32 protein-coding genes are annotated in these 26007 nt (G+C 63.0%); 13 read left to right on the forward strand and 19 right to left on the reverse strand.

Annotated elements, in window-relative coordinates:
* Positions 1-242: 242 nt before the first annotated feature.
* The 6 genes from ACIRCZ_RS19530 to ACIRCZ_RS19555 all read right to left on the reverse strand — a co-directional run bounded on the left by ACIRCZ_RS19530 (position 243) and on the right by ACIRCZ_RS19555 (position 6311).
* On the reverse strand, positions 243-740 hold the full coding sequence (locus tag ACIRCZ_RS19530; protein WP_402856358.1) for a hypothetical protein: 498 nt from the start codon (positions 738-740) through the stop codon (positions 243-245).
* Between the two features lie 191 nt (positions 741-931).
* Entirely contained in the window at positions 932-1468 is a 537-nt protein-coding gene (locus ACIRCZ_RS19535; RefSeq protein WP_402856361.1) for a hypothetical protein, read from the reverse strand.
* 515 nt (positions 1469-1983) lie between these two features.
* Positions 1984-2949 carry a DUF3560 domain-containing protein gene (locus ACIRCZ_RS19540; protein ID WP_402856364.1) on the reverse strand — a complete coding sequence of 322 codons (966 nt, stop codon included), beginning with the start codon at positions 2947-2949 and terminating at the stop codon, positions 1984-1986.
* A gap of 709 nt (positions 2950-3658) precedes the next feature.
* A complete protein-coding gene (locus ACIRCZ_RS19545; protein ID WP_402856367.1) occupies positions 3659-5059 on the reverse strand; it encodes a ParB/RepB/Spo0J family partition protein in 1401 nt (466 codons plus the stop codon).
* A 91-nt stretch (positions 5060-5150) separates the two neighbouring features.
* Positions 5151-5594 carry a DUF3846 domain-containing protein gene (locus tag ACIRCZ_RS19550; RefSeq protein WP_402856370.1) on the reverse strand — a complete coding sequence of 148 codons (444 nt, stop codon included), beginning with the start codon at positions 5592-5594 and terminating at the stop codon, positions 5151-5153.
* Between the two features lie 399 nt (positions 5595-5993).
* Entirely contained in the window at positions 5994-6311 is a 318-nt protein-coding gene (locus ACIRCZ_RS19555; protein ID WP_402856372.1) for a hypothetical protein, read from the reverse strand.
* Between the two features lie 89 nt (positions 6312-6400).
* On the opposite strand from ACIRCZ_RS19555, the gene ACIRCZ_RS19560 reads away from it, so the two are divergent.
* Both ACIRCZ_RS19560 and ACIRCZ_RS19565 read left to right on the forward strand, forming a co-directional pair.
* Positions 6401-7183 (forward strand): GAF domain-containing protein, encoded by a 783-nt coding sequence (locus ACIRCZ_RS19560; RefSeq protein ID WP_402856375.1) that lies wholly within the window; start codon positions 6401-6403, stop codon positions 7181-7183.
* A gap of 29 nt (positions 7184-7212) precedes the next feature.
* Positions 7213-7392, forward strand: coding sequence for a hypothetical protein (locus ACIRCZ_RS19565; RefSeq protein WP_402856378.1), 180 nt, complete (start codon positions 7213-7215; stop codon positions 7390-7392).
* An 80-nt stretch (positions 7393-7472) separates the two neighbouring features.
* Here the strand turns inward: ACIRCZ_RS19565 and ACIRCZ_RS19570 are convergent, their stop codons facing one another.
* From ACIRCZ_RS19570 to ACIRCZ_RS19580, 3 genes are read right to left on the reverse strand one after another with little or no spacing between them, the layout of a single operon-like run.
* The gene (locus ACIRCZ_RS19570) at positions 7473-7619 is read right to left on the reverse strand and encodes a ribbon-helix-helix protein, CopG family (RefSeq protein ID WP_402856381.1); all 147 of its coding nucleotides are present in this window, start codon (positions 7617-7619) and stop codon (positions 7473-7475) included.
* Entirely contained in the window at positions 7601-7954 is a 354-nt protein-coding gene (locus ACIRCZ_RS19575) for a VOC family protein (protein ID WP_402856384.1), read from the reverse strand. The genes ACIRCZ_RS19570 and ACIRCZ_RS19575 overlap by 19 nt, the downstream gene beginning before the upstream one ends.
* Positions 7951-8412, reverse strand: coding sequence for an SRPBCC family protein (locus tag ACIRCZ_RS19580; protein WP_402856387.1), 462 nt, complete (start codon positions 8410-8412; stop codon positions 7951-7953). Before ACIRCZ_RS19580 ends, ACIRCZ_RS19575 begins: the two co-directional genes overlap by 4 nt.
* A gap of 548 nt (positions 8413-8960) precedes the next feature.
* On the opposite strand from ACIRCZ_RS19580, the gene ACIRCZ_RS19585 reads away from it, so the two are divergent.
* The 5 genes from ACIRCZ_RS19585 to ACIRCZ_RS19605 all read left to right on the forward strand — a co-directional run bounded on the left by ACIRCZ_RS19585 (position 8961) and on the right by ACIRCZ_RS19605 (position 13266).
* Positions 8961-10052, forward strand: a complete 1092-nt coding sequence (locus tag ACIRCZ_RS19585) for a beta-propeller fold lactonase family protein (RefSeq protein ID WP_402856390.1) — start codon at positions 8961-8963, stop codon at positions 10050-10052.
* Positions 10053-10945: 893 nt separating this feature from the next.
* On the forward strand, positions 10946-11332 hold the full coding sequence (locus ACIRCZ_RS19590; RefSeq protein ID WP_402856392.1) for a hypothetical protein: 387 nt from the start codon (positions 10946-10948) through the stop codon (positions 11330-11332).
* 239 nt (positions 11333-11571) lie between these two features.
* Positions 11572-11868 (forward strand): DUF2809 domain-containing protein, encoded by a 297-nt coding sequence (locus tag ACIRCZ_RS19595; protein ID WP_402856508.1) that lies wholly within the window; start codon positions 11572-11574, stop codon positions 11866-11868.
* Between the two features lie 307 nt (positions 11869-12175).
* Complete coding sequence (locus ACIRCZ_RS19600; RefSeq protein ID WP_402856394.1) at positions 12176-13030, forward strand: hypothetical protein; 855 nt, start codon at positions 12176-12178, stop codon at positions 13028-13030.
* The gene (locus ACIRCZ_RS19605; RefSeq protein WP_402856397.1) at positions 13021-13266 is read left to right on the forward strand and encodes a hypothetical protein; all 246 of its coding nucleotides are present in this window, start codon (positions 13021-13023) and stop codon (positions 13264-13266) included. The genes ACIRCZ_RS19600 and ACIRCZ_RS19605 overlap by 10 nt, the downstream gene beginning before the upstream one ends.
* Before the next feature lie 62 nt (positions 13267-13328).
* Here the strand turns inward: ACIRCZ_RS19605 and ACIRCZ_RS19610 are convergent, their stop codons facing one another.
* Entirely contained in the window at positions 13329-13922 is a 594-nt protein-coding gene (locus ACIRCZ_RS19610) for a hypothetical protein (protein WP_402856400.1), read from the reverse strand.
* A 349-nt stretch (positions 13923-14271) separates the two neighbouring features.
* Between ACIRCZ_RS19610 and ACIRCZ_RS19615 the strand changes: the two genes are divergently transcribed.
* The gene (locus tag ACIRCZ_RS19615; protein ID WP_402856402.1) at positions 14272-14640 is read left to right on the forward strand and encodes a hypothetical protein; all 369 of its coding nucleotides are present in this window, start codon (positions 14272-14274) and stop codon (positions 14638-14640) included.
* Between the two features lie 593 nt (positions 14641-15233).
* Here the strand turns inward: ACIRCZ_RS19615 and ACIRCZ_RS19620 are convergent.
* From ACIRCZ_RS19620 to ACIRCZ_RS19640, 5 genes are all read right to left on the reverse strand, one after another.
* Positions 15234-15728, reverse strand: coding sequence for a hypothetical protein (locus ACIRCZ_RS19620; protein WP_402856404.1), 495 nt, complete (start codon positions 15726-15728; stop codon positions 15234-15236).
* A 69-nt stretch (positions 15729-15797) separates the two neighbouring features.
* Positions 15798-16361 carry a hypothetical protein gene (locus tag ACIRCZ_RS19625; protein WP_402856407.1) on the reverse strand — a complete coding sequence of 188 codons (564 nt, stop codon included), beginning with the start codon at positions 16359-16361 and terminating at the stop codon, positions 15798-15800.
* Positions 16362-16493: 132 nt separating this feature from the next.
* The gene (locus tag ACIRCZ_RS19630; RefSeq protein WP_402856410.1) at positions 16494-16772 is read right to left on the reverse strand and encodes a type II toxin-antitoxin system RelE/ParE family toxin; all 279 of its coding nucleotides are present in this window, start codon (positions 16770-16772) and stop codon (positions 16494-16496) included.
* Positions 16769-17038, reverse strand: a complete 270-nt coding sequence (locus tag ACIRCZ_RS19635; protein WP_402856413.1) for a type II toxin-antitoxin system Phd/YefM family antitoxin — start codon at positions 17036-17038, stop codon at positions 16769-16771. The genes ACIRCZ_RS19630 and ACIRCZ_RS19635 overlap by 4 nt, the downstream gene beginning before the upstream one ends.
* Positions 17039-17170: 132 nt before the next feature.
* Positions 17171-17716: a GrpB family protein gene (locus ACIRCZ_RS19640; RefSeq protein ID WP_402856416.1), complete on the reverse strand. Its 546-nt coding sequence runs from the start codon at positions 17714-17716 to the stop codon at positions 17171-17173.
* Between the two features lie 346 nt (positions 17717-18062).
* Between ACIRCZ_RS19640 and ACIRCZ_RS19645 the strand changes: the two genes are divergently transcribed.
* The gene (locus tag ACIRCZ_RS19645) at positions 18063-18260 is read left to right on the forward strand and encodes a hypothetical protein (protein WP_402856419.1); all 198 of its coding nucleotides are present in this window, start codon (positions 18063-18065) and stop codon (positions 18258-18260) included.
* A 112-nt stretch (positions 18261-18372) separates the two neighbouring features.
* Positions 18373-19446 (forward strand): TIR domain-containing protein, encoded by a 1074-nt coding sequence (locus tag ACIRCZ_RS19650; protein ID WP_402856422.1) that lies wholly within the window; start codon positions 18373-18375, stop codon positions 19444-19446.
* A 188-nt stretch (positions 19447-19634) separates the two neighbouring features.
* On the opposite strand, the gene ACIRCZ_RS19655 is transcribed toward ACIRCZ_RS19650, so the two are convergent.
* Both ACIRCZ_RS19655 and ACIRCZ_RS19660 read right to left on the reverse strand, forming a co-directional pair.
* Positions 19635-20261, reverse strand: a complete 627-nt coding sequence (locus ACIRCZ_RS19655; protein ID WP_402856424.1) for a response regulator — start codon at positions 20259-20261, stop codon at positions 19635-19637.
* Entirely contained in the window at positions 20258-21442 is a 1185-nt protein-coding gene (locus ACIRCZ_RS19660) for a sensor histidine kinase (protein WP_402856426.1), read from the reverse strand. Before ACIRCZ_RS19660 ends, ACIRCZ_RS19655 begins: the two co-directional genes overlap by 4 nt.
* Positions 21443-21607: 165 nt before the next feature.
* On the opposite strand from ACIRCZ_RS19660, the gene ACIRCZ_RS19665 reads away from it, so the two are divergent.
* Positions 21608-22678 carry an ABC transporter permease gene (locus ACIRCZ_RS19665; RefSeq protein WP_402856429.1) on the forward strand — a complete coding sequence of 357 codons (1071 nt, stop codon included), beginning with the start codon at positions 21608-21610 and terminating at the stop codon, positions 22676-22678.
* Positions 22675-23367: an ABC transporter ATP-binding protein gene (locus ACIRCZ_RS19670; protein ID WP_402856432.1), complete on the forward strand. Its 693-nt coding sequence runs from the start codon at positions 22675-22677 to the stop codon at positions 23365-23367. The genes ACIRCZ_RS19665 and ACIRCZ_RS19670 overlap by 4 nt, the downstream gene beginning before the upstream one ends.
* A gap of 169 nt (positions 23368-23536) precedes the next feature.
* Here ACIRCZ_RS19670 and ACIRCZ_RS19675 read toward each other — a convergent pair whose 3' ends face one another.
* Together ACIRCZ_RS19675 and ACIRCZ_RS19680 are read right to left on the reverse strand one after the other, a co-directional pair.
* Entirely contained in the window at positions 23537-24400 is an 864-nt protein-coding gene (locus tag ACIRCZ_RS19675; protein ID WP_402856435.1) for an alpha/beta fold hydrolase, read from the reverse strand.
* 175 nt (positions 24401-24575) lie between these two features.
* Complete coding sequence (locus tag ACIRCZ_RS19680; RefSeq protein ID WP_402856438.1) at positions 24576-25070, reverse strand: hypothetical protein; 495 nt, start codon at positions 25068-25070, stop codon at positions 24576-24578.
* A 447-nt stretch (positions 25071-25517) separates the two neighbouring features.
* Here ACIRCZ_RS19680 and ACIRCZ_RS19685 point away from each other — a divergent pair, with 447 nt between their 5' ends.
* Positions 25518-25832 carry a hypothetical protein gene (locus tag ACIRCZ_RS19685; protein ID WP_402856441.1) on the forward strand — a complete coding sequence of 105 codons (315 nt, stop codon included), beginning with the start codon at positions 25518-25520 and terminating at the stop codon, positions 25830-25832.
* The last annotated feature ends 175 nt before the right edge of the window (positions 25833-26007 follow it).

The following is a 26007-nucleotide window of genomic DNA, read 5'->3' on the forward strand; positions in this document are numbered from 1 at the left end:
CGCCGGCTGCCTCGCCGGCATCATGTTCTGGCTTGTCGGCTGGGCCAACTTCACATCCGATGCACCCTCCGCAACCCAACACCTCCTCATCAGCCTGCCCAGCTACTGGACAATCGTGATCACGTCAGCACTCGGATGCGCCATCTTCCCCGCAGCAACGCTTGCCTTCATCGCGAACATCGTCGTTGCATCCCGCGCTAAGAGGCGTGCTGGCGGGGATTGTGGTCTCTATTGCCTCAGCGTCATTGATGCGCCTTGGCGGGCGGAGGGAGAACATTGCCGTGATTGTCGACAACGGCGAGCTGGTTATTAGCGGCCTCGACAATGTGGATGTCGACTGATTCACCGGAGCGTAAACGCACGGTGAGGTCCCCTCCAGGGTCGTCGAGCAGCGTGTCTGCGCCGTCCGCCGAGATGCGGATCCCGTAGTCGTCTTTCAACCACACCTGGACTGATTGCTTGTACGACTCCCAGGAATCGGTGCCGAAGACCTGCGATGCAGACCAAACGAAACCGACGACAGTAGCCGAGACTAGAGCGCCCCCGATGACCGCCCTCCACCGCGCGACGTTCCCACTCGATGGCACAGCCCCTATCACCACCAACCCCAACAGACTCGCCACCCCAACCACAAATACTGCGACTGCCCAAGAGTTGACGGACACCTCTTGAAAGGGACCCGGATTGGTGATCAGGAGCGAAAGCTGGGTGTACATGGGGTGGGAGATGACGGCTGTCACTGATTGCTTCCGATCGGATCAAGTTGGTTGCGGCTGTCGTCACTGAATGGTTCGTCGTCGAGAATCAGGTGATGCTGCAGCGGCGATCTTGACTCGGCCCCGACGAGTACCCATGTGTGTCCGTTCCGTGACGTCCATCGTGCGTTCTTGTCACGCCTGATCGAAGGAAACAAGCGCAGCACGGCGCGCGTTCACCCCGGAGCCAGAGGAACTTCCGGTGGGTTGAGTACGGTGTCACCGCCGGGGATCCGTACGGGCACATCCCACGCTGCGAGCTCAACGGTGTCGCGGGTGCTGTTTGCGCGGGCCGCATTGATGTCGATGGCGCGGATGGCGACGTCGACCGTGGTGGAGTTTGTGCCGGTCATCGCGATGTGCATGCGTTCGAGGTCGTAGCGGGCTTGGTCGATCTGCTTGAGTAGTTGCTCTTGTTCGGCGAGGGCGGCCTGGATTCCGTGGGCGTAGAGGGCAAGGCCTGCGTCGGTGAGCCGGTCAAGCCGTATGGGACGGGCGGGGACTGCGAGCTCGTTGCCGCCGAACCCGGCGGGTGCCGGATGAAACGGCAACCGGCCGTCGCCTGCGGCGGCTTCCTCGTCGACGAAGGCGAGGTGGTAGTTGTATGCGGCAGCGGCGCGGAGCTGGTCGAGTACGACGTAGAGGTGGGCGAACGTTTCCCGGGTGTCGTTGGCCCCGGCGGTGAGGATTTCGGTCGGCGTGTACCTGGTCACCGTTCACTCCTCATCATCGGCGTGGATTTGGGTAGACGATTCGGGGCTACTGACAGCTGTCACACTGCAGATCGTCCATCGGGTCGACGGGGATCTCGTAGCCGCCGACGTTCTCGATGCTGGCGGGCGGGGCGGTGGTGTTGCCGGACACGGGGTCCTCCTTCAGTTCTGGTATCGGTTCTGCCGTGCTTAGTTCTGGGCAGTTGCTTGATACGGGGACCATCTGTCAGAGCTCGGAGGAGACACCATGAGCGGTGCAACCCGACCGGACCGGAAAGTTCTTCGGCGAAATGAGGGAGCGCCAGCGACCGCGTCGAAGAAGTTTACGCGGAGGGCGGGCGCCGCCGGCGCCGCGTTGGTGGCGGGGCGAGCTCCGACATATGCTGCACCGTCAAGCAGCTGCCAGTGGTGGGGGAGCGCGAGGGCACACCCTCGCGGCCGGCCGGTAGCCGGCCTCCGCACCCGTCCGGAGCCCGGGCTACAAACCGATTGATCTGTAGCCCGGGGCGGGTGGGTTATCCGGCTGCGATGGTCGCGGGGGCGGGTTTGTGGCCGGTGATCTGTCCGTAGGTGTACTTCATCGGCCAGGGCACGGATGTCGGCTGCACGGTCACCGTTTTCGGGTTGGCGCGCACGACCCGGTCCCAGCTGGTCGCCGCTCCGCGACCGATCTGCACGAGGTCTCCGGGGTGGATGGTGTCGCGGCTGTAGTCGGACGTCTCGCCTGCTTCGATCTGCTGGGCGCGGATGCTCTGCCAGTAGATGAGCTGATCCTGCTGGCTGGTCAGCTGCACCTGCAGCCGGTTCAGGTAGTCGCCCGTAGCGGGGGCGGTGGTCTCGATGTAGCCGCCGCCGAAGTTGTGGGATGACCCGTTGATGCGGCGCTCTGTGCCGCGGATATCGGTTTGGATTCGCTCGATGCGGGTTGCTACGTGGCGCGGTGAATAGCGCAGCTCCGTCGTCTTGGCGGCGGTGTTCGCACGGTCGTGGGCATGCGCAGCGGCTTGGGTGGCGTTGATGCTGGCTCGCATTGCCCGGTCGGCTTTCGCGATCGCGCCCCGGTGGCGGCGTTCGGAGTGGTGCCCGATGTGGATCGGCTCGCCGCCCTCGGGCAGCGACCGGTGTGCAGCCTGAACCTGTTCCCACGCGGCCGTGTCGGCGGCGTCCTTCCGGTCGGCCTTGGCGGTGAGCGCGTCGACACGGTCCGCCTGGCGGGCGAGCTTGTCCGCCTCGACAGCGGCGGTCGCGCGTGGGGTGTCGTCGATGACGGTTTCGACGTCGAACCCGGCCGCTTCCAGGGCGGCGACGGTGGTGCGGATGGTGTGCTGGCGGGCGTTGTGATCACGGGTCCCGGCGAGGTACCAGCCGATGTGCCTGCTGTACCGCCACCGGTTCGCTTTCAGAGCGTCGGCGGTGCCGTCGCCCTTCTCGGTGCCCTCGATCAGGGTTCCGGTTTCGTGAGTGTGAGTGATGGTGAGCATGGTGATCCTTTCGGGACGTAACGGGCGGGACTGGATTGAGCATGTGTACTCGTTGCTCCCACCGCCTTTTTCGGCCCTCAGGTCGATTCGCGCCTGACCGGGCTGTCAGGTGGGCCGTGTGCGGCATCCCGGAGGGACGCGGAGCGCACTTGACAGGCCTGTCAGGGGTGAAACGCTGTTCCAGCGAAAAAGGCCTGGCAGGGCTGGGCGCGCGAAGCGTGCCACCATCGCGGGCGCTCCGTCGACCGCGCCGGCCGGAGGCTGGCCCACCGCGGCACGCGGTGAGGAGCCTGTCGTCCACACTGGGTGCGAGAGAGCCCAGAGGATGTTGCTCTGTCGTGCCCATTGTGGTCCACCGGCGACCAACCCGAACACCCACCCGTGGGCAACCACCTTGTGCGATTGTGGTGGGCAGGTTGGGGGAGGGGTGGCGAGGGGACTCGTCCCTTCGCGAACCGGCGCGGAAGCGACGGTTTACCGCGACGCTGCCAACAGGCACGACATGTTGGGTGGGAGGTTGGTGCGGGGGACCGGTTCTCGATGGGACCCGGAGCCGGTCCCCGCGATCATCGATCGTAGCGGGAAACCCCTGACGGGAAAGTGGGAGTGGCCATCACGTTCTTGGGGGTACGAGGTGGCCACACCCACACGGGGACTGTAACGGTGCCGCACCCCTCACCGCTAGAGTGCGGCACCGTTCGACTCGCAGTTAACCCTGAGGGTGAGCGTCGGTCACGATCTGCTCGACCTCGGACAGGGTGTAGCCCCAGGCGGCGAGCTGCCGGAAGTACGCGGCGTCGTTCTTGTCCGGGCTGCGCCAGGTATTCCGGCTGGTGCCGGACTCGATACCGCCGAGCACGACCGCGACGGTTGCATGCTGCGCTTTAGTCGGGTGCGCGGTCACCCATGCGCCGATGTTGTCGGTGGGGTAGTAGCCGGTCTTCTTCTGTTCGATGCCGAGGAGGGTGTGTGCGAGGGGGCTCTGGTCCTGCATGGCCCGGTGCACGTCACCTGCGAAGGTGGTCAGTCCGGCGGCGATGAACCGGCCGGCATCGGTAGGCAGTTTCGCCTTCCGCACGACCGTGGCCAGCCACTCACGCCGGACGATCTCAGCCGACGCCCACGCCTTGTTATTGGCGACGAGTTCGCGGCGTTCAGCTTTCTGCTCGTCAGTCATCGGTGCGGTGACCGTCTGGCGGGCCTTCGTGAATCCGGCGTCCTTCCATCCGCTCAGGTAGATGACCGGCTGGTCGTTCCAGTCGAGCCGGAAGCAGCAACCGGCGAGCCCGATCAGGTCGCCTTCGGTCGCTGGGCGGCCGTCCCGGGTCAGTTCGGCCAGGGGAAGGGTCTGCTTCTTGTCGTCGTCGTAGACGCTGCTGGTGATGTGGGTGAAGCCGCGCCCGGTGAGGTCGGCAATCGCTTCCGCTTTCCGCGCCGCCCGGGCGATACGGTCGCGCTGACGCTGCGTCTCGTGGGCGAACTGTCCGGGGCTGGACGTGGCAACCTGGATCAGCCGGTCGCGCGCTTCGTCGTTACCCTCGAACTCGATGAGAGTTGCGGCCTGGTCGAGGGTCAACTGGTAGTCGATCACGGCGGCGGTCGCCTGCTGGTTCTGCGCCACGGCCAGACCGGTCGTGACCTCGTCGCGCTTCTTGTGGAGGCGCTTGGCGATCGTCGTCAGGTTCAGCCCCTCGAAAGCGAGCTGCTGATACGCCGCCGCCAGGTCGGCGTCGGTGTTGCCGGCGCGCAGCTCGTTCTCGTTGATCTGGGTAAAGATGCGCTCGGTCGTCGCTTCCGACTGACTGGTGACATACACGGGAATCGTCGCAAGCCCCGCTGCGCGCGCACCAAGGGTGCGGCGCTGCCCGAACCGGACAACGACCTGACCGGAATCATCCAGCCAGCCGGATACCGGCGTCTGCACGCCGTTCGCGGCAAGTTCGGCCACCCACTCGTCGGTGATCACAGGCGCGGTACGCACGTTCGTTTCCAGGATTATCTGGTTGGGGTCCACGTGCATCAGCGACCCCTCCTGCGCGGCGACAGCAGCGGCCGTTGCCGTGCTCGTCTCCGTCGCGGTGGCGTCCTGGGTGGTGGTGGTTTTCGTCATGATGTTCCTTCTTGTAGATTGGTTGGTAACCGGTCCGGAACCGAGGCATCATCACTGCTTCGGTTCCGGACCTTTGTTGTGTGGTGGGTGGTTAGACGAGGGTCAAGCGGCGGCGGAGTGCGGCAGGGTTATTGCCGCCGGTCGTGACGGTGCGCCACCAGGCGACGACCGACGCCATCTGGTCCAGGCTCAGCGACACCGTGTCACCCGTTGACGGGTTCACGCCGAGGACCAGGCCGCGTCCGAACACGGCATCCCAATCCGGCTGGTGCAGCCGCACCATCCCGGTCAGTTCCGGGTTGTGCTCGGACCGGTACAACCCTTCGTCGTCTACCCACACGTCGATGTTCTCCGGCAGCCGGATCACGTCGAACAGGGCGCACCCGATGTGTTCCTTCATCCCGGCCACCCGTTGGGCGGATGTGGTGTCATCGATTTTGACTGCGACGATCGTCCCGTCCAGGTCGATACGGACTCCTGAAAGCATGTGCTCTCCATTTCTGTGTCGTGCGTGGCGGGACTGGCAGCAACCCATCTAGGTCACTCGTCGCCCCCACTGCCTTTTTCGGCCCACCGGGTCGATTCGCGCCTCACCGGCCTGTCAGGTGGGCCGCTTGCGGCATCCCGAAGGGACGCGAAGCGCACTTGACAGGCCGGTGAGGTGTGAAACGCTGCTCCAGCGAAAAAGGCACCCCGCGCAAGCGGGGCAACAGAACACAGTGCCGCGCAACGGCTCCTATCAGGACAAGGACAGTCCGCCGAAGGCGGGGCCGTTTCCCTCCACCGCGCAACCTGTGGATCCGGCTCAGTGCGGGCGTGCCCGCTCCCATTCACTCTCTCCGCCCAGCCAGCTGAAGGTCACACGATCGCGCTATGCGGCACCGGGTGGCCGGATGCCCTCGAGACCGCCGGCCGTAACGACCAGCCTGCACGCTCACCGCCGTGGCGGGATCACGCGGCGGTCGCGGGCGGTGACGGCGCCCTTCCATACCCAGTCCTCGTACTCCTGCCCGTTCCGCAGCGTGAAGCGGATGTGGACAGCCAGGGAGGCCCAGGCCAGGATCTCGCCCGGTTGACCGGGAAGATGCGCCAACACGACACGGTGCTCCTCGTCGACCGGGACTGGCCAAGCTCCCGGGCCACCCTCCGCGCCGGTCGCGCCCGCGTGAACGGGCTCGGCGATGGACACGGCATCCTTGCCGGTCGACAATTTGACGTCACCGTCACCGGCCGCGCAGGTGTACGCACGCACCAGGTACTCGTCGACGGGACAACATTCGCCGCCTCCGCCGCCGCGTCGCGTCGACCTGACGTAACAACGGCACCGCTATGGTCGTAAACGTGACAGGACGCACTAATCTCGCAGCGGATACCGGACGGTTCCTCGTCTGGACGTTGCTTCCCGTCCTCGGTGCGGCCGCGGTGTCCGTTCTCGGCCTCCTTGCCGCTGCGATCCCTGAAGCAGCAACTGCGCTCCGTATATCCGCCGTGATCGCCGCGTGTGTCCTCGCACTGCTTCTGCTCATCAAGGGAATCCGTGACTACCGGTGGGGCCTCTCGCTTGAGAAGGCGCGGTATGACACCGTAAAGGAGCTGCACAACAGACTGGGTCCGGCGCTTGACCTCATGACGGAACTCGCAATGATCGACCCGAGCGACACAGGCGGCCGCAAGGCGACACTCCGTGCGATCGCTGACCAGTGCTGCGCCGCACTTGTCTTGATGACCCCCAAGAGCGCTGACGTGCGAGCCGTGGTGTTCGCCATAGCCCCAGACCCGGACCAGCTGCAGCCGATCGGCCGATTCGGGCGACGTGACGAGCCCCGCACCTTCCTCTTGGATACTCCGGCAGGCCAGGAGATCCTCGAGTACCTGACGGCAGATCCACAGATCGGTGCCGAACTCTATCCCGACATTCAGAAGGATGCGCCCACCGGATATGAAGGCCAGCGCGACCGCTACCGCACCTTCATCCGAGTTCCCATCTGGGGCAACGGCACCGTCTTTGGGATGGTTACCGTAGACGCTCCTCGGAAGAAGAGCCTCCTCGATGACGACAAACTACTCGCCGAGCTGGTCGCTTCGCAGTTGGCTACGGCTTTCGCAATCGCCGCTCCTGCCTAAATGTCACCTCCTGGGCTTACAATGTGACCATGAGCAGCCACGTGGAAGTTTCGCCAGGCGGAGTCGGATTCATCCGAACTACCGCCCAGAAGGCGACGCCCAAGGGCACCAACGCCTCCCGGAGCGTTGTACTCCGCGAGTGGCTCCGCGCGGACACCCGCACCACCAAAGGACCCTCGACTCAAACGCCGACCACGTCGGCCAAGTAGTCTGCCGCGCCGGACCTGACGCTCGGCGTCGGCCCGAGGGGTGTGGGGATCAGTCCACACGATCGCCGAGAAGACGGCGATCAGCTGACCAGTTTCCGCTCGACGAGGTACTCGTGGATCGCCTCGCGGACGATCGCGGACTGGTTCTTCCCGCTGCGCTTGATGAGCGCGTCCAGCGCCTGGGGAGTTGCGTGGCAGATCGCGGTTGTTAGGCGGGGGCCTCCCAAAGTTCGATGGGGAGTCCTTCAGGGTCATAAATGCGAGCGAAGCGACCATAGGCGCTGTTTTCCCATTCTGGTCGTCGCTCGACCTGGATGTCTGCGTTTTCCAGCCGTGCGAGGAGTGCGTCAAGGTCCTCGATTCGCAAATTGAGCATGAAGGGTTGGTCGGCAGGGAAGTAGTCGGTGTCTGATGGGAACGGTGCGAACACAGTCATCCCTGCGTCTTGAGCCCAGACCCGGTCGCCACCCGCTTCGATGCCGAGGTGGTCTCGGTACCATGCAGCGCACGCCTCAGAATTGCGGCTGCGGAAGAAGAACCCGCCAATGCCGGTCACTGTCATGACCGAGCCCCCGATGCTGCTGTTACATGTGCCAGCCTGGTCAATCCCTTCTCGAAGTCCGGGCCCACCCGTCTGTCGAGGTTGAACAGGCTAGACAGGAACGTCTTCGGTGCCTCCATCCGCCAGGTGAGTCGCGTGGCGTCGGCGGTGGGTTCGAGGAGGAACTCGATTCGGTTCGAGGATTTGAAGGGTCTGGTGAAATCCAGGTCGATGCTGACGCTGCGTGAGGTGACGGCCTTGATCGTCATCCGGCCGGCCCCTGCTTTTTTGTTGCCGCCCCACGCGTAGGTGGAGCCGATGGTTCCTGGCTTGCCGTCGTACTGGCGATTCATTTCAGGGTCCAGGTCTTCCCAGGGCGACCACTCGGCCCACTTCCCAAAATCGGCAATGAACGAGATCACCCGTTCAGGCGTTGCGTGGATGTGCGCGTGACGTTCAACGACAATGAATCCAACCATGAACCCACGCTAGACACCACGAGAGAGCCGGCATCGCCCGCACACCAAGATGCACTCCAGGATCACCCTGCACCGGCTCACCCGCTGAGCCGCAGACTCCAACTCATGAGAAACAGCGGGGCGTCCCTCGTCTTGGGCTACCCGGGGCGTGGTGACCGTATGGCTGATACGAGCGGCCCTCGTCTTTCGCGTACTCCCAGGGTGTCCACTGCCACGGATCGGGTGCGAAACCCACCCGCCATACTTCGCCTGGATCTCCGGAAACCTGGAGAGTGGCCGGGCTCATCCGACGAAGGTGAAGGAACTCACGGCCGCCATGATCTCGCGTCCCGCGTCCGCGGCCGTGTTCTCACGGATGAACCGCGCCGGCGCCTCGTAGTCCAGTGCCGGATTCGATCCCATCAACCAGCTCTGGATAGTTCGGGCAAAGAGGGGTGAACTCGCCCCACCGAGCCGGGCCTGTAAGGTCCGACCCGCCCGACCCCACCACACTGAGCCGGACGATCGCGTCGATGACACGGACCACAACATCCATTAGGAGCTCGCGCATGAAGACGATCAAGGCAAGCTGGAAAGAGCGACCCACGCTAAGTTCGGTCAACCGAACGCGGTTCTGGACAGGCGCGCTCGTCACCTTGACCGTCACGGCAATGGCGCTGGCGCCGGTCGCGCACGCCGACGCTGCGCATGCCGCGACCGGAGACACCCAGACCGGCACAGTCACCGGGCTTACAGGCACCGGTCCCTACGGTGTGGCGTTCTCACCGGACGGCACCATCGCGCTCGTAACCGCACAGTATTCCGACACCGTCTCGATCGTCGACGTGGCAACACACACCCAGATAGGTACCGTCGCCGGATACAAAGGCGGGAATCCCGAAGGAGTGGCGTTCTCACCGGACGGATCCAAGGCGTACGTCACCAGCTACAACGGCAGCACCATCTCGGTGATCAACGCGGCGACCCTCACCCAAACCGGGACGGTCGCGAACTACAACGGCAGGGGACCAGAAAACGTCGCATTCTCCCCAAACGGAACGAAGGCGTACGTCACCAACGGCGACGGCGGCACCGTATCCGTCATCGACGTCGCATCAGACAGCCAGACAGGCACCATCAACGGATACACCGGCGCGGACCCCGAAGGAGTGGCATTCTCACCCACCGGAACCACCGCATACATCGCTAACGAATGGTCCAACAACGTATCGGTGATCGACGTCAGCTCGAACACTCAAACCGGCATGGTCGCCGGATTCACCGGCAACACCCCCTTCGACGTCGCCTTCTCGCCGAACGGATCCAAGGCGTACGTCACCGACTACTCCTCCAACGCGGTCTCCGTGATTGATCCCGCCAGGAACGCCCAGACAGGCACCGTCGCAGGATACGCCGGCTTGTATCCCGCTGGCGTCGCCTTCTCCCCAGACGGCTCGAAAGCCTACGTAACTAATAACGGCTCCGAGTCAGTGTCGGTGATCGATTCGGCCACAGACACTCAGACCTCCACCATTGCTGGCTACACGGGCACAGATCCGGTCGGCGTGGCGTTCTCACCGACCGGCTCAACCGCATACATCGCTGGCCGCAGCACCAACTCGGTAGCGATTGTGAACCAAGACAACATCCCAACGCGCTGACTGGAGCCTCGAATCCTCCAACCCTCCGAGGGATTCCCCGCTGTCCCTCGCCCGCGGCCTAAGCGCTCCAGGTGCGACTGCGGAGACTCATCGCTCGCTGGAGAGCGTTTGATCGCGTCGCCAGGTAGCAAACGTAGCGATTGCACGGTAACCATTCAGGAGAGGTAACAAGATGCTCAAGCGCACGACAGGGCTGCTTTTGGCAATGAGCCTGGTGATCGGAATTGCGGGATGCAGTGCTGCGACACCTCGGAACGGCGGACATACCACCCCAGCTGATGTGACAACGAGTCCAACCGGCCGGCCGGCCAGCGCACCTGCCCCCACGGCGACCATCGTCAACGGTTTCGACGCTCGGGAATCGTGGGACGTGTGCCTCGCTGCTGGTCGAGCAACTGAAACCGAACCAATTGTCGCGCTCCCGGCTGATAAAGACAGTGTCGTCGCGGACGGAGCCAACGTAAGCGTCGTCATCGGATGGCACCCTCAAGCGCACCCCAACCAGCCAGCGGCGTTTGTATGCACCGTCACTGACCCCGCAACCCCTCGGGTCGAGAGCATCAAAACGAAGTTCATCGGCTGAGCGCGATCCGTTGCAAGCGCCTGCGCCCAGTCGGACGACCCGGGCAACAAGTGCGTCGACGCAACCTCCGGGCAGATCCAAAAGACGATCATCCAGTCGTATTGTCTCAACGGGACCTCTTCTGCCAGACAAATTTGACCAACCAAGCAGTGGACATCCACACCAGCTACATGCTTTCGCCCGACATGCTGCATGCATGGGGATTCATGCGCGGATGGCTAACAAACAACAACTTCAAGAAGCGATGATCGAACCCAGCAACGGATGAACTCAGGTCGCCCGATTTCGCATCGGCAAGGGGGCGCAGAACATGGTCTACGAGCTACCCGAAGAGCTGCCTGGCGGCGGCCCTCGAACTCCACGAAAAGCAGGGGCCGGGCCCACCGACCTCGGCAGCGCCATCGGTTTCCTCATCCTCCAGTCCATGCTCTCAGTGGGACTCTCCGTAGCAGGATTGTTCCTGCTGTTTGGCATCGACTCTTGCGGTGCGGCCAGATGCAACTATCCGATGCTGGAGGTCGCGCTCTACCTCATCCCCGCTACCGCGGTGGCCTCCTTCATCGCGAGCGTTCTGGGAGTCATCTTCCGTCAGCGCCGTCGACTTAGTACGTGGTGGATACCAGCGATCGGATGTGTCCCGGCCATCCTGGCCTTCGTAATCGCAACGCAGCTCATAGACAGAGGAATCAACCCCTAACGCCGAAGCCGCCACTTGTCTCCGACACGCTGCGCGACCCAGCGTCAGCAGCATGCTCAAGCGAGAGTCGATGCTCGAAACAGCATAAACACCTCTAGTTCAAGCGCTAAGGAAAGGGCTGTCTCATCACTGTCAGCGCAGCAAGGACACGGCGCATCATCTTCGCCGTTGCGGTTCCCGTAGTAGTCGGGCTGGGGTTAGCTGCGCACTACCGCAGTTTCGGTGACCTCAGCCACATCATCTCCGACGCCGCCTACACCGCCCTCATCTACTGCGTGGTCGCGATCATCGCGCCACGGTCACACCCGTTGATCGTCGCAGCCGCAGCGGTGCTGGCCAGTTGCGCGGTCGAGCTGTTCCAACTGACCGGCATTCCCCGCGCCCTGGCCGAAACCACCCCGGCGATCGGGCTGGTCCTGGGCGTCGAGTTTCAGGCAGAGAACCTCGCCACCTATGTGTGCGCGGGGGTCCTTCTTCTGATCTTGGACTGGGTCACGATCCAGACCCGCCGCAGCCTCACCAATCCAACGAGCTGACGCGCCTGATTCAGCCAGCGATGAGTGCTGTGGTGGTGCCGGGGATCCGCACGGGCATGTCCCATGCAGTGAGCTCAACACTGTCGGGGGCATGGTTCGCACGTGCGGTGTGGATGTCGATGGCACGGATGGCGACGTCGACCGTGACGGCGTTCCCACACAGCACGGTCGCCTGGTCGTCGCTCTGGTCACGTGTTCGGGTGAAGGAGCGCCTTTCGTCTGGCCTGTTCACGCGAGAGCAGCTGCCCCGGACGAGCCTGGCCCTGTTAGGCAGTGAGGCTCAGCACTCTGTAGTGGAGGTTGTATCTTGATCGGATCTCGTACGTCTCTCTCGATCGTTCTCGCCGCGATAACCGCAGTGGCCGCCGCCACACCCGCGGCCGCCGCGCCGGCGTCCTTTGACCCGGTGCAGATAGTCCAGCAGCGGGCGCTGCTCGGTACCGCTGCGGACGCTCCACCTGCGGGTCACGGTCCGTCGTCAATCCGCCCACTAGCAGTAGACCCGATCGACGTCGGCACATCCGCGCTGCCCGCCCAGGCCTCAACAAGCGCCGCCGTCGCACCTAACGGAAGCTACGGCTACGTCACCGGGATCACCAAGTTCGGCACGAACGCTTCCTATGCGGTTCTCGCTAATTCCAGCGCTCCCTCGAGCTACCGATTCGCGATCGGCGCCGCGGGCGACGATCTGACGTTGAGCGCTGAACATGACGGCTCGATCCTCGTCCATGATTCCGCGGGGAAACTCGTCAACATCATCCTTCCCGCATGGGCGATCGACGCCGATGGCCGACCTCTGCCCACCATCTACACGATCAACGGGACAACACTGACCCAGCACATCGACACGGCCGGTGCACGATTCCCAGTTGTCGCAGACCCGTCCTACGGATGCGGGGTCGGTTGGTGCTCCCTCTATTTCAACAAGTCCGAGACACGGGACATCGCAACCTCCGGCTTCACCGCCCTCGGAGGAGCCGCCGCCGCATGCGCTATCGGCGGGGCCGTCGCCGTGGCAGCATGTGCACTCGCCGCGGCATCGATCGGCGCGACAGCCCAGTACGCACAGAACCACAAACAGTGCGTCGGACTCTCCTTCTGGGGCGTGCCCCCACTCGTCGGTTGGAACCCCTTCACCTACACCGGCCCGCAATGCCGATGACCGACCGAGACCTCGCCGTCCAGGCTCGCCGTCAGAAGCGGGTGTTCAATACCGTTCTCGCCGCCTTCATCGTGGTCGCCGTTGTTGGGGGGCCACTCGTCGCCATAGCAACGGGTCAACCGTGGTGGGTGTTCCTCGTCGAAGCCGTGATCGCCTCCCTCTTCGGCGTCTGGCACCACCGACTCAAGGCCGCCCAACCTAACGAAAACGCAGGTGCAGCAAAGTCGGTGCCGTAGGCGGGAGATTCCACCTGCTGGGCTCGCGCGATCCGTGCCAGCCCAGCAGGTGCTCGTCGTCCCTACTCGGCTACGGAAAGGTAGATGCTGGCGCCGGGGATCCGTACGGGCACGTCCCATGCGGTGAGCTCAACACTGTCCGGGGCGTGGTTCGCGCGTGCGCTGTGGATGTCGATGCCGCGGATGGCGACGTCGACGGTGGCGGCGTTTGTCCCGGTCATGGCGACCTGCATTCGCTCGAGGTCGTAGCCGGCTTGATCGATCTGCTCGAGCAGGTGTTCCTGCTCGGCCCGGGCGGTGCGGATTCCGTGCGTGTACAAACCCAGCCCGGCGTCGGTGAGCCGGTCGAGACGGACCCGCCTAGCGGGGGATTGCGAGTTCGTTGCCGCCGAACCCGGCGGGTGCCGGATGAAACGGCAGCCGGCCATCGCCGGCGGCTTCTTCGTCGATGAAGGCGAGGTGGTAGTTGTATGCGGCGGCGGCGCGGAGTTGGTTGAGTACGACGTAGAGGTGGGCGAACGTTTCGCGGGTGTCGTTGGACCCGGCGGTGAGGATCTCGGTTGGCGCATCACCGCTATGCGCTGTGCCGCGGTTGTGTCATCGATCTTCACCGCGACGATCGTCCCGTCCAGGTCAACACGGACTCCTGTGAGCATTCCTGCTCCTTTCTGTCAGGTGATTGGCGGGACTGGCATCACCATCTGGCTAACCCGTCGCCTCGAGCAGCTACACGACCCGTCGGTGAGGTCCGCTACCCGATCACAGTCCGCAGGGTGAAAGCGATGGCTTTTCCATGGATGAGGCCCCAGCCACTGGCTGGATGGAAGAGGTTGGGTGCGTAGTCGACGCGATGGAGCCCGACGGTTCTTTCTTGACGACTCGTCGAGCCGCCCGGGTTCGGAGGATGCGTCACCCGCGTCCCAATACGATGTGGCCAACTGCCCGCTGGAGTGCAGGGTAGCCGCACGTTGCATTCGTGATAGATCGAGTATCGGAGGCTCGAACGTGAAACTTCTCATCGGCCCGCGCATGACCCTCATCACCGGCAACACCATCGCCAGCCTCGTCGTCCTCTACTCCCGCGAACTCCTCCTCGACCAAGCCATCCACTCCCGCGTAATCGAGATCCCAACACTCGCGGACGACGGCACCATCGTGTCCCGCAAAGTCGGCGCCGGCGCCGACTTCCCCTGGACCACCCTCGCCCTCGGCTACACCGGGCCCAACCTCGACAACCCCGATACCATCGCCCTCCTCCGCCACCGCATCAAGGAACTTGAAGACGCTCACCGCCACACCATCCAGCAACTCACAACCAACGCCGAAGCCATCGCCGCACGCTACGCATCAACCATCACCAACCCAGAACACTGAACTCGGACGTGCGTCTATTTGGGGTATACCCCAACCCGACGTCAGATCGATTCCCAGACAGTGTCCAAATAGGGTCTGATTTCCCCCTTCTTGACACAAAACCGCAGCAGTGTACAAAGCGAACGACTGCCTCCACCAAGGAACAGTGGCCGCACTAGTCGTCGCCGGCGGCGGCGTAGCTGCCTTGATAACAGCGTGGATTCCCGGGGTAGATGTCGTAGCCGCCGGAAGCCTAGCTACCGCCATGGTCGGAACATATGTGGCCACATCCATCGTCTGCGCGTTAAATTAGGAGCACCGTGAATAAGCCAAAATACGGCAATGGGCCAGTAGGAACGAGCAGCCTGCTTGCCGCCACCGTTGCCATCGTGGTCATATACTTCACCACCGGGGCAGAAGCACCGCTCTGGGTCACCGCCACCGCTGGACTCGGGAGCGCCCTAGCCACATTCAGCTGCTCATACCTCCTTACAAAAGGCCTCATAGCTAAAGGTGACAGCAGGTAGCACACACTCGGCGCGGCCGACCTGACGATGGACGGTATTCGATCCGCCACAACGGAACCGCCGGAAGGCCCCTGTCCCGTCCTGAGCTCAGCGAGCTTCCGCCGCTGGCCATATTGGAAGCCCAGTGAGGCCGGTAAAGATCGTTCCTGGCCATGCGGCGTGCATCGCCGTCCCGTCGTCTCCGATGATGAAGCACGCCGCACGCGTGCCGTCGTAGATCTCCTCGATCGGTGCGCTGAGCGCCGAGGCGACATAGGCGGCGTATGACTCGAGGACGACACTTCCCGAGGAGGCAGCCACGATCTCGGGAGTGATCACGACAACGGGCTCCCCGCCATCTGGTGGCCGCAGGATGACGTGTTGTCGGCCACTAACCCAGTTGGTTTCAGCGAGGTAGCTAACCATTGCAAACAGCTCGCGGAATTGCGTGGGATGAAGCGCGATCGTTCTCGCTTCCAGCAAATGCTTCTCCTGAACCTGCTCTACGAATCCCCAATCCTGCAAGACAACGATCACCCCAATCTCTCCTGCACGCATCGCAACGATGGGAGAGAACAAGTTGTCGTAGTAGTCGAAGTTCATGCCCGGATTCTCCGGGTCTGCCTGACACTCATAAAACAGGAATGACGCCGGACCAGGCATCTCCGGGGCCTACTGCACCGCTCCCGAAGCCGCCTGCAGGAGGAAGTGGTGGAACCGGATTGATTCGAGGTGCTCCTCAGGCACGAGGGGAGGCGAGGCGGGATCCCTCACATCGGCTCGTCGAAGGCTTTCGGCGTAGACCACCCCGTAGTAGATCTTTCCCAACCACAAGAACAAATCCCGGCGATCGAGGCGACGTACCGCATCCAACCCGGCAGAGAAGGCGACCTGGACCCGCTTCTCGATCGCGGAAAAGTCCACGCCGTTGCACGTCCGGCAGCACGGCACGGTGAGTTGGTAGTACCCGATCGTTTGACGATTGATAGAGGTCAGTGTCGATTCGGCTAAGCCGAGCTGACGCAGAAGCCATTTCGGGAAGACGTGTTCACGGGTTCGTTGCGGACTGCCTTCCGGGATGGGCCGACCACAGATGAAACAGCTATCAGGTCCGATCGTGTGCCGGCGAGTCGATAAGAAGCGGTGCGGGGCCGGATCAGCGGGAACAGGCGGTTCGCTCGCCACGCCCTTGCCTGGCACACGGACGCGGCCCGCCGCGTCCGGCAGGAAACGCACCCCACAGCGCTTGCATACCCACGCGCCAAGCACCAATCCCATCGGAGCCGAACACGCCGGGCACTCAGGCGCCAGAGTTTCCTTGAGCTCGTCAGAGGAGTCGCGTCCCATAAGCAATCGTGTGTTCCCCAGTCAATCGTGCCGATACGCGTCAGCGCGATGCGCGATGCGCATAACCTGCACAAGCCGAGCATCCTCATCGATCCTGACCAACACCCGGTAAGAAATTCCGACATACCCTGACCGCATGCCTTCGAGCTCCGCGCCCAGGGGCTTGGTAACCCGCATCGGATTCTCCGCTAGCGGCCCATCCAAAAATCGAAGGACAGCATCAACAAGTTTCGGCGATAGTCGTCCAAGCGCGCGAGCCGCAGGCCGTGACAGTTCAACGCGGTAGATCTCGGCTGTCACCGCTGAGCCAGCTGCGCACGCACCTCATCCAACGACAGCATCCTCCCGCTCGCAGCATCCTCTTCCGCCTCAGCCATTTCCGCAGCATGGGCCGGATCCGATAGCCAAGCCAGCGTCTCCTGTAGTGAATCGAGATCCTCCGGCGAGATAAGCACCGCGGCGGGCTTGCCGTGCCGCGTGATTACTACCGCATCATGCGTCGACTCGACACCCTCAACCAACGTTGACAGCTTGTCTTTCGCTTCACTTAACGACATCGTCTGCATGATACGATCATGCCAGATTTTCGGGCTTAAATCTAGCCGAACTATTAGCCGATAACATCTATTATGACAGTTTGAAGTGGCTGCGATTGCACTTTCTGCACTCCGATGTCTTGGGCGCCGGAGCACGATCACTCAGCGTCGAGTGTTCAACTGAAAGATCAGCGCCCTTTCGTCCTCGGACAGATCAGACAGTGCGAGCACGTCTTGCAGCACCCCCGATTTGCCGGCGATATAGGTCGGGATGTCCATATCGGGAACACGGGAAAGCGCCGCTTTCACCGCGCCGTATCTGTCGCGCAGATCGGATCGCCGGCGGAGCACTTCCCGGACGGCCAAGTGGTTCCGAAGATGCAGGGTTCCCTGCACGCAGATGTACACGTTTCGACGCGGTTGGCTGTCGGGCGCATCCAATACCTCTCGGTCTGTGATGCCGAGGTCGCCACGGTGGACATAGCCGGCTTGAGTAAGCGCTGCGATCGCTAGACCAACGTGTTGACGTTCCACGACGATGTCGATGTCGAGCACGGGCTTTGCCGCGAGCCCGGGGACAGCAGTGGAGCCGACATGCTCGACCGACACAACGGGAACCGCTTCAAGGGCTCGGCGCAGCTCGCCCGCAACGGCCGCGAACTGGGGGGGCCAATCCATGGAATAGCGCACGACCTCAACCGACACCATGGAATCGTCCCACAACCAGCGCTCGGCCGACTCGCCTCACCGTCAGGTTGCGCAAGATCGACTAGTCGACTCATCACAGACACGCCGAAGGCGTGACCGGACGGCGCGGCCCCGAGGTTGCGAGCAAGAGACTTGGCGGCCAGATACGCGCCAGCACTCCCCCACACCCCGCAACTTGACACAGAACCGAAAGTGTTTCTTATGTCAGGTTCAACGTCCAGTCAGCTCCCTTGGCCACTCCCCGTCACAGAACCGACTCGCCCAAATGTTAGCCCTTTCGGTTGACACGAGACGTTTCGTTCGCGTATGTCGTCAACCAGTCATCGAGCCGGGTGAGCCTCCAGAGATGCCCGAGAATGGCAGGATGCAGATCACGATGGACGCTATCGGTTATGTACGGAGCAGCCGGACGGAGGTTCGCGACGACGACTGGGACACGGAGCTAGCCTCAATCGAACTCGACAGCACTATCTTCTCTCCGGACGCTCTGTTGCAACTCGACCAGTTCAGCCATGTGGAGGTCGTCTACTTCTTCGACCAGTAGCAGTCCGCCGTGCGCGCCACGATCCGCTTGCGAGCCAGGTGCGTTAGCGGATCCAACGGGCGGCTGGCCAGGTCGCGTCGCATATGCGCCGCATGGCAGCCATACTGGCTTGGTGAATCGTGCACCTGGGGACTATGACTTCGACGTCGCGGTTACGTTCGCTGGCGAGGATCGCGAGATTGTTGCCGCGACGGTCGAGATCGTGAAGTCTGCTGGCTACTCAGTTTTCTACGATGAGGATTCCCAAGCTGATCTCTGGGGGGAGGATCTGACGGAATACTTCCCCGACATTTATGAACGTCGCTCACGGTTCGCGGTGATGTTCATCTCGGCTGACTACGCTGCCAAGCCCTGGACGCGGCTCGAACGTAGGAGCGTTTTGATCCGAGCGATGGAACAGCCGACGCCGTATCTTCTGCCAGTTCGGATCGACCAAACTGAGCTTCCGGGCGTCCGAGCTTCGATCAGCTACCTTGACGCTAACGTCGTGGGCGCATCGGGGATCGCCGAGGCAATAGCGCGCAAGCTTGGCAGCCAGAAGACCGAAGGTACTGGCAGGTTCAACGGTCTCGTTCCACGCACGGAACAAGAAGCCGCCACACTCGTTGGAGAACGGCCTCCAGGATGGGAACACCTCCTTTTTAGCTTTGCACTGGTGGAGGAGTTCAAGGCGCTTGAGCCGCGGTTCCTGGATTACCAAATCGGCTACGCCTCGAACTCTCATTTCGTCGTTGATTCCGAGCTGATTAATTTCGTGAGCGAACAGAATGCTGTGATGAAGGGCAACATACGCAACTTCATGACCGTGTTATCGCCCGCTACCCAACTCCGGGCTTTCGGCGCTCCAGGAGAGCCGGGCGACGTCGACACCATCTTCCACCTGGCCAAGAGAGTGGGCTCGGTCTTTTCGGGCTTCCTCGGATGGGGTATCGGACTGCGAGGCACTGCCACGGAGTCCGATGAAGGCGACAACCTGACTCGTGCGCTAGCGAGCTTCTCGGATCAACCTGTCCAACTACTCCACGACTTTCCCATGCGGCTGCGCGCGGAAACGGATCAACTGTCAGCCGCCATCGCATCAGACACACCCTTCACGATCACGATGGAGCTAGCGCTAGAAATTACGGACGAATCGAACCGTCGTTTTGATGTGGCTCTGACTGCCTTTCGGAAAGCCCGCCAGTGACTCGCTCACGTCCGATCCGTGCTGTCCGATAGGGGAACCGTCTACCCGACGCCCGTAAGCCGGTCCCTCACCGTGCATCCCGCAGCTTCTGACCACGTCCCGCCTGTGACCTTCATCGTTAGATGGCGGCGTTCTGTTAGCACTAGGTGACGCTCAAAGATTCACAGAACGTGCCGTCGACGAGTTGGCTACCGCAGGATTCCTTGTCGGCGGGCTGCGGAGACTGCGGCGGTGCGGGAGTTGACGTTGAGTTTGGAGAAGATGTGCGCGAGATGAGACTTCACGGTCGTTTCGCTGACAAAGAGTGAATTGGCGACGTCGGTGTTGGATTGGCCCGCGGCGACGAGTTCGAGGACTTGGATCTCGCGACTGCTGAGGCTGATCTGGGGCGCGCGCATTCGCTTGAGGAGCCGGGATGCGATGACCGGGGCGAGGGCGCTTTCGCCTGCGGCAGCGGCGCGGACGGCGGCGGTGAGCTCGTGGGGTGGGGCGTCTTTGAGGAGGTAGCCGCTGGCGCCGGCTTCGACCGCGTTGAGGATGTCAGCGTCCGAGTCGTAGTTCGTCAGCACAAGCACGTAGGGGGGTGCATCGAGGTCGCGGATGCGGCGGGTTGCGTCTGCTCCGGTGGCTGCTTGCTGGGATCCGAATTGGAGGTCCATCAGGACGACGTCGGGGTTCTCGCTTTTTGCCAGGTCGACGGCTTCGTGGGGTGTGCCCGCTTCGGCGACGACCTTGAAGTCCTCTTCGAGCTTGAACAGGGCGACGAGGCCCGCACGGACGATGGGATGGTCGTCGGCGATCAAAAGGCGGATCATGCATCCTCCGTCAGACGGAGGTCGACCGACAGGGTCGTGCCATGGCCAGGCGCGGTATCGATGCTGAGGGTTCCGCCGAGTTGCTGCACACGTTCGGAGGTGGCGCGAAGTCCGAACGAGTCCGACTTCTCCGCCGTCTCTTGCCGGGGCCGCTCTGGGTCAAATCCGGTTCCGTCGTCGGCGACGGCGAAGCGGAGCTGGTCGTGTTCGATGCCCATGGTGATGGTTGCCGTGGTGGCGTGGGCGTGCTGGATGACGTTCGCGATCGCGCCTTGCGCGATGCGCAGCAGTGCTGTTTGCAGGTGCATCGGCAGGGAAATCGTGTCGGACACCCGCACCTGAACATCAAGGCCTTCGGTTGCCCACTGAGTGCGAGCGAGCCGGCGGAGCGCCCCGCCGAGGGTCTGGTCGTCCAGCTGGGGTGGAGTGAGTTCGCGGATAAAGCGGCGTGCTTCGGCGACGTTCGCTGCAGCGGTTTCCCGGGCAAGCCGGATGTGTTCAATGCCGGGGCGACCAGGGTCGGCGCGTTCGGCGGCGTGCAGCAACATTTGGATGCTGGAGAGCCCCTGAGCGAGGGTGTCATGAATCTCTCGGGCGAGCCGGGCACGTTCGGCGAGAACGCCCGATTCGTGTTCGGTCGCGGCGAGTTGGCCCTGCGTGATGATCAACTCTTTGACAAGCGCTTCACGTTGTTCCGCCTCCCGGGCGAGGGCTTGATAGCCGAGCCCGATCAGCAGCGCGACGCCGGCGCCCACGAGTGGACCGACGACACCGCCGACAGTCCAACCGCTATGGATTCCGAGGGCACAGATCGCGATGGTCGTGGAAACCAGGATCGCGACTGAGCCCCACGTTCGGCCGAGGAGGTGGAGGAAAAGGAAGAACAGCGGGAACACCAGGTAGGCGGCATCCGGGATCAGCCAAAGCAGAACCACCCATTCAACGGTTAGGACCGCCAACCAGCCCAGCCGTACTGGTCGACGTGCTCGAGCGGAACGGGTCAGTACAGCGCCAAGTGCGTAGCTCAGTCCGAGGATCACCGCTACGACGATCACGGCGGTGCTCGCATCCGTCGGAGCGAGGAGCGTACGGGCGATGACAAGAGCGGTGAGGGCGAGGAAGAGGGCATGCAGGCCGGTGCGCAGACCCACGAAAACGGGGGTCAATGCGGTATGCGGCATGGGCTGAACTCTACGCGCCGACCCGGAGAGCGTCATCCTTCAAAAGGACGACTGGAGGGTCCACACTCCGGGCGGGAGAGGGTGTTCGAGTGGCCGATGACCGGGCCGCGGCGGAAAGCGAGAGTGGAGTAGTCGCCGCAGTCGGTGACAGGAAAGGCACACACCATGTTCGTCGCGATACGTGATCTCCGCTTTGCCCGGGGCCGGTTCATCCTCATCGGCTCGGTCGTAGCCCTCATCACCGTTCTCGTCGGTTTTCTGAGCGGCCTGACCGGAGGCCTCGCCACCCAGAACATCTCCGCCGTTCTCGCACTACCCGGCGACCGGGTTGTGTTCTCTGCTCCCGCCGCAGGAAACAGCGGGGCGAGCTTCTCCGACTCCAGCATCACCAAGAAGCAGGCAGCGGCCTGGACCGCAACGAACGGCGTCACAGCCGCTAAGCCTGTGGGAATCAGTCAAACCCGCGGCGAGGCCGGCGATACCCGTGCGGCCATCGCAGTCTTCGGTGTGGAACCAGGCTTCGATGCCACCGCGCCCACCGCCGACGGCCGCCTCGGCCTGTCGATTCCCGCAGCAAAAGCCCTCAGCGTGAAAACCGATGATGACGTCACAATCGCCGGCACCACCTACACCGTTGAGACCATCGGTGGAGACGGCTGGTACAGCCACACCCCCGTCGTGCAGATGACGCTCCACGACTGGCAGGCCTACTCCGCCGCCACCGGCAGTCCCGGCGCTTACGCCACCGTTCTCGCCGTGACCGGAAACCCGAACTGGGACGCCGCCGACAACGCGAACACCACCGTGTCCGAGACCACTATCGGAACACTCTTCGCGCTGAGCGCCTTCCGCTCCGAGATTGGCTCGTTGCTGCTGATGGTTGTCATGCTGTTCGGCATCTCCGGGCTCGTTATCGGTGCGTTCTTCACCGTCTGGACCATGCAACGAAAAGGCGACATCGCCGTTCTAAAAGCCCTCGGCGCCAGCACCCGATCGCTCGTCCGCGACGCACTCGGACAAGCACTGATCGTGCTGCTCGTGGGTATCGGGGTCGGCTTGGGACTAGTCGCCGTGTTCGGCGCTCTCGCGGGCACTGCACTCCCGTTCCTCCTCAGCCCAATCACCACCGTTCTGCCGGGCGTGATCATGATCGTCCTCGGCCTTGCCGGGGCCGCGTTCGCGCTTCGATCCGTCACCTCAGCCGACCCCCTCACCGCACTAGGGAGCAACCGATGATCCGCCTCAACAACATCACCCTCACCTTCCCCGATGGCGACACCAGCGTCACCGCCGTCGACAACATTTCGCTCACCGCCCACCCCGGAACCGTCACCGGTATTACCGGGCCTAGCGGTTCAGGCAAATCCAGCCTTCTCGCCGTCGCCGCCACCCTCATCCACCCCGACTCCGGCCAGGTTCTCATCGACGACACCGACGCCACCAGGCTGAACCCTGGTGAAGCTACCGAGCTGCGCCGGGACAGCATCGGAATCGTCTTTCAGCAGTCCAACCTGATCCCCTCGCTGACCGCCCGCGAGCAGCTCACCGTGATGAACGAACTCGGCGCACCACACAGCCGGCGCAACCGAGCCACAACCGCGACCCGCGCCGACGCACTCCTGGACGCGGTCGGCCTTGGGGACCAGCGAGGCAAGCGGCCGCACCAACTCTCCGGAGGGCAACGCCAGCGAATTAACATCGCCCGCGCCTTGATGAACGACCCCAGCGTTCTCCTGATCGATGAGCCCACCAGCGCACTCGACCAGGAACGAGGCGCAAGCATCATCGACCTCATCCTGCGCCTGACCGATGAACTGAACACCTCGACCCTGCTAGTAACCCACGACCTCGTCCACCTCCCACGCATGCACGGAATCGTCCACCTCATCGATGGCCGGCTCGTTGACACACTCGCCACCGCCTAACCACACCAACCATCCAGGCAAGTAAGGAATACCCATCGTGGAAACCTCTTCGGCATCCCGCACGTCGTCGCAGCCGTGTTCATCGTCGGTCCGTCGCCCTGATGCCCATGACGGCGCTGCGCTCACTCCGAACCGGCGACACTCTACTGCGAAGCGCAATCCTCCTTACTCACTGGTCCACAAACGAATGAGCGAGTGACACGAGGCGTTCTCTTCCTGGACCGATCCAGAAGATGTGACTCTGCGAGTCGAGCTCAACGAGGACGGCATCGGCGATGTTGGCGGCGAAATCTTCCGCATGCTCAAATGAGACTCCACGATCATGCCGAGATCCTGTGACCAGGGTTGGGCACCGCACCGCCGACATGGCGTCTCGTCGCGCCGCCGCCGCATAGGGCCGCCCCTGGCGCAGATCATTCACGAATCCAGAATCCGAACGCATGGAGTTGAACAGCATGCGCACCTCACGCTTGTCACCGGCACTCAACTCCCCCCACCACTCCCCACGAGGCACGTTCGAGAGCCGCCCCAACATGAGTCCCAGCCCCGCGTCCGAGCGGATCACGCCACGCACCAGTCGCCAGACGAGGCCCTGCAAGGCTGGGGAGAACACGATAGGACCGAAAATCCGTTCCGCTCGACTGTCGGGATACGGCAAACCCGACGGCGCAGCACTATGCAGCACCAGCCGGGGTACGCCCAGCCTCCGGTCGCCGGCCACGTGCACCGCCTGCAACCCACCGAACGAGACTCCGACTACTGCCGCGATCGTGGAGATGCCCAGTTGCTCGCACACCTCACCAACCAACGGCACGAATTCCGCCGGGCCGCGCTTGCCGACACGGGTGCCGCCGTATCCAGGACGCGAGAATGCGACGACCGCATGACCCAGCTCGGCGTACAGACCCCAGCCACAATTGCACCGAGCTGAGCAGTGGCCGCCAGGAAAGAACAACACTGGTGGCCCTTCACCAGCTACCCACGCGATCTCAACCGGACCGCCGCTCGTCACCACGACGCGGATCTCAACCATGGCTCAGTCTCCCAGCACGGACGCACATCCGTTGATATGCGGAGACTTCGGGTGGGCGCTCACCCGGGTCGGCGAGGGCAGGATGCCGACGGTAAGGGCTCTGCACTACCGAAGTCAGAACGCCGACGTATTTTGTGTCCGGCGGCGACGACGAGGAACAATCCCCGTGGCTCCTTCAGAGACCGCCGTGATTGCCGCCTGACTGCTGCTTCTCGATTGCAGCACATTTGGCCGGGTCGGTCTCTGCCAAGGGCTTGCCTTGGGGTGTGAAGTACGTCACTTTCAATACGGTGTTGCCCCGGCCATCGTTCTTCCCATCGTGAAGGTAGCCGGGTCCCTCAATGATCGCGTCCCCTTTGTGGTACGTGTGGACACCCGTCGGATAGATCGGTGCATGGTGGGTGAGTTCGCCCTGCACGACCACACCGACAACGTAGCCGTAGTGACAGTGCCTCCCAGTCCCTTTTCCCGGTGCCAACGTGACGGTCTTGTCCGTAATAGTCACAGGACCGCCGACTGAGACACCGACACTCGCGAGGGTGCTACCAGTGGCAGTGTCGTCGGCGGCTGACGTTGTGGTCGGCTCATCAGAGAGATGGATTGCGCAACCACCAAGTCCGAGCGCAAACGCAGACGCGACAATGGGGATGATCAATTTTCTCAATGTCATGAGGTGCTCCAAAGAGTGCTCGAAGAGAAATGCTGCCGCCGTGAACGGGTCAAGTTCTCGAAGTGTTGCCGGCAAGGTCGTTGCTGTGTGGTTGCGAGAAGGTTCCCAGCGGTCGCCCCCTCGCCTGAGATCGACCGACTAGTTCGCGAGCATTCACCCCATCTGGCGCCCGACGTCTCAACGTCTGGTACTGGAGGCCCAGTCCGGTCGATCTGTTGGCGGACGCGCCGCCTCACGCACGTGCGTACGTTTCCAAGGTAGGGACAGCGCACGGTTTGCCAACCGCGGCCTTACCCGTTCAGCCGCTATCCAGCGGCTGAAGATCAACAGTCTGGAGTTCTCATGAAACTACGTCTACGACAAGCAGCGGCACTCCTCGCAGTCGCGTCCATCGTTACCGTCGGAGCCACCGCATGCACGAGCGGGTTCCAGCACTCCACGGTGTGGATGCCCACATATATCGTCACATCCAACGGAGGCGACCTCCTCAACAACGTCGAATACAACACCGGCCAAGGCGACACCCTCACCCGCGTTCACAAGGGAACCCAACCGTTGAAGCAATCAAGCGATGGAGCCAAAACCTGGCAAACAAAAGTCCCCGTCACCGCCGAACGCACCGCCTACGTTTCAGCGACCCCCCAACCCGGGCACACTGCCACATGCCGCATCATTCTGGGCGGCAAACAGATCATCTCCCAGAAGGGCGAACCGGGCACACGCGTCACCTGCACCAAAACAGCACCACCAATGCAGAAATAGGCGCTCAAAGCACAGATCCGACAACCGCCTATCCAGCTAGACCGCTGCCACCCGCTATTCAGAGGATTCCGCTACCGGCGCGGGCAACCGGAACGAACGTGTCTGGAGAGGCGAGATCCCCCTACTCGCTGAAGTCGCTGTCCACCCTCGAACAGTTCATATTGTTGCCATCCTT

Origin of the sequence: Leifsonia sp. NPDC102414, assembly GCF_044765685.1 — a bacterium.
Classification (GTDB): Bacteria; Actinomycetota; Actinomycetes; order Actinomycetales; family Microbacteriaceae; genus Leifsonia.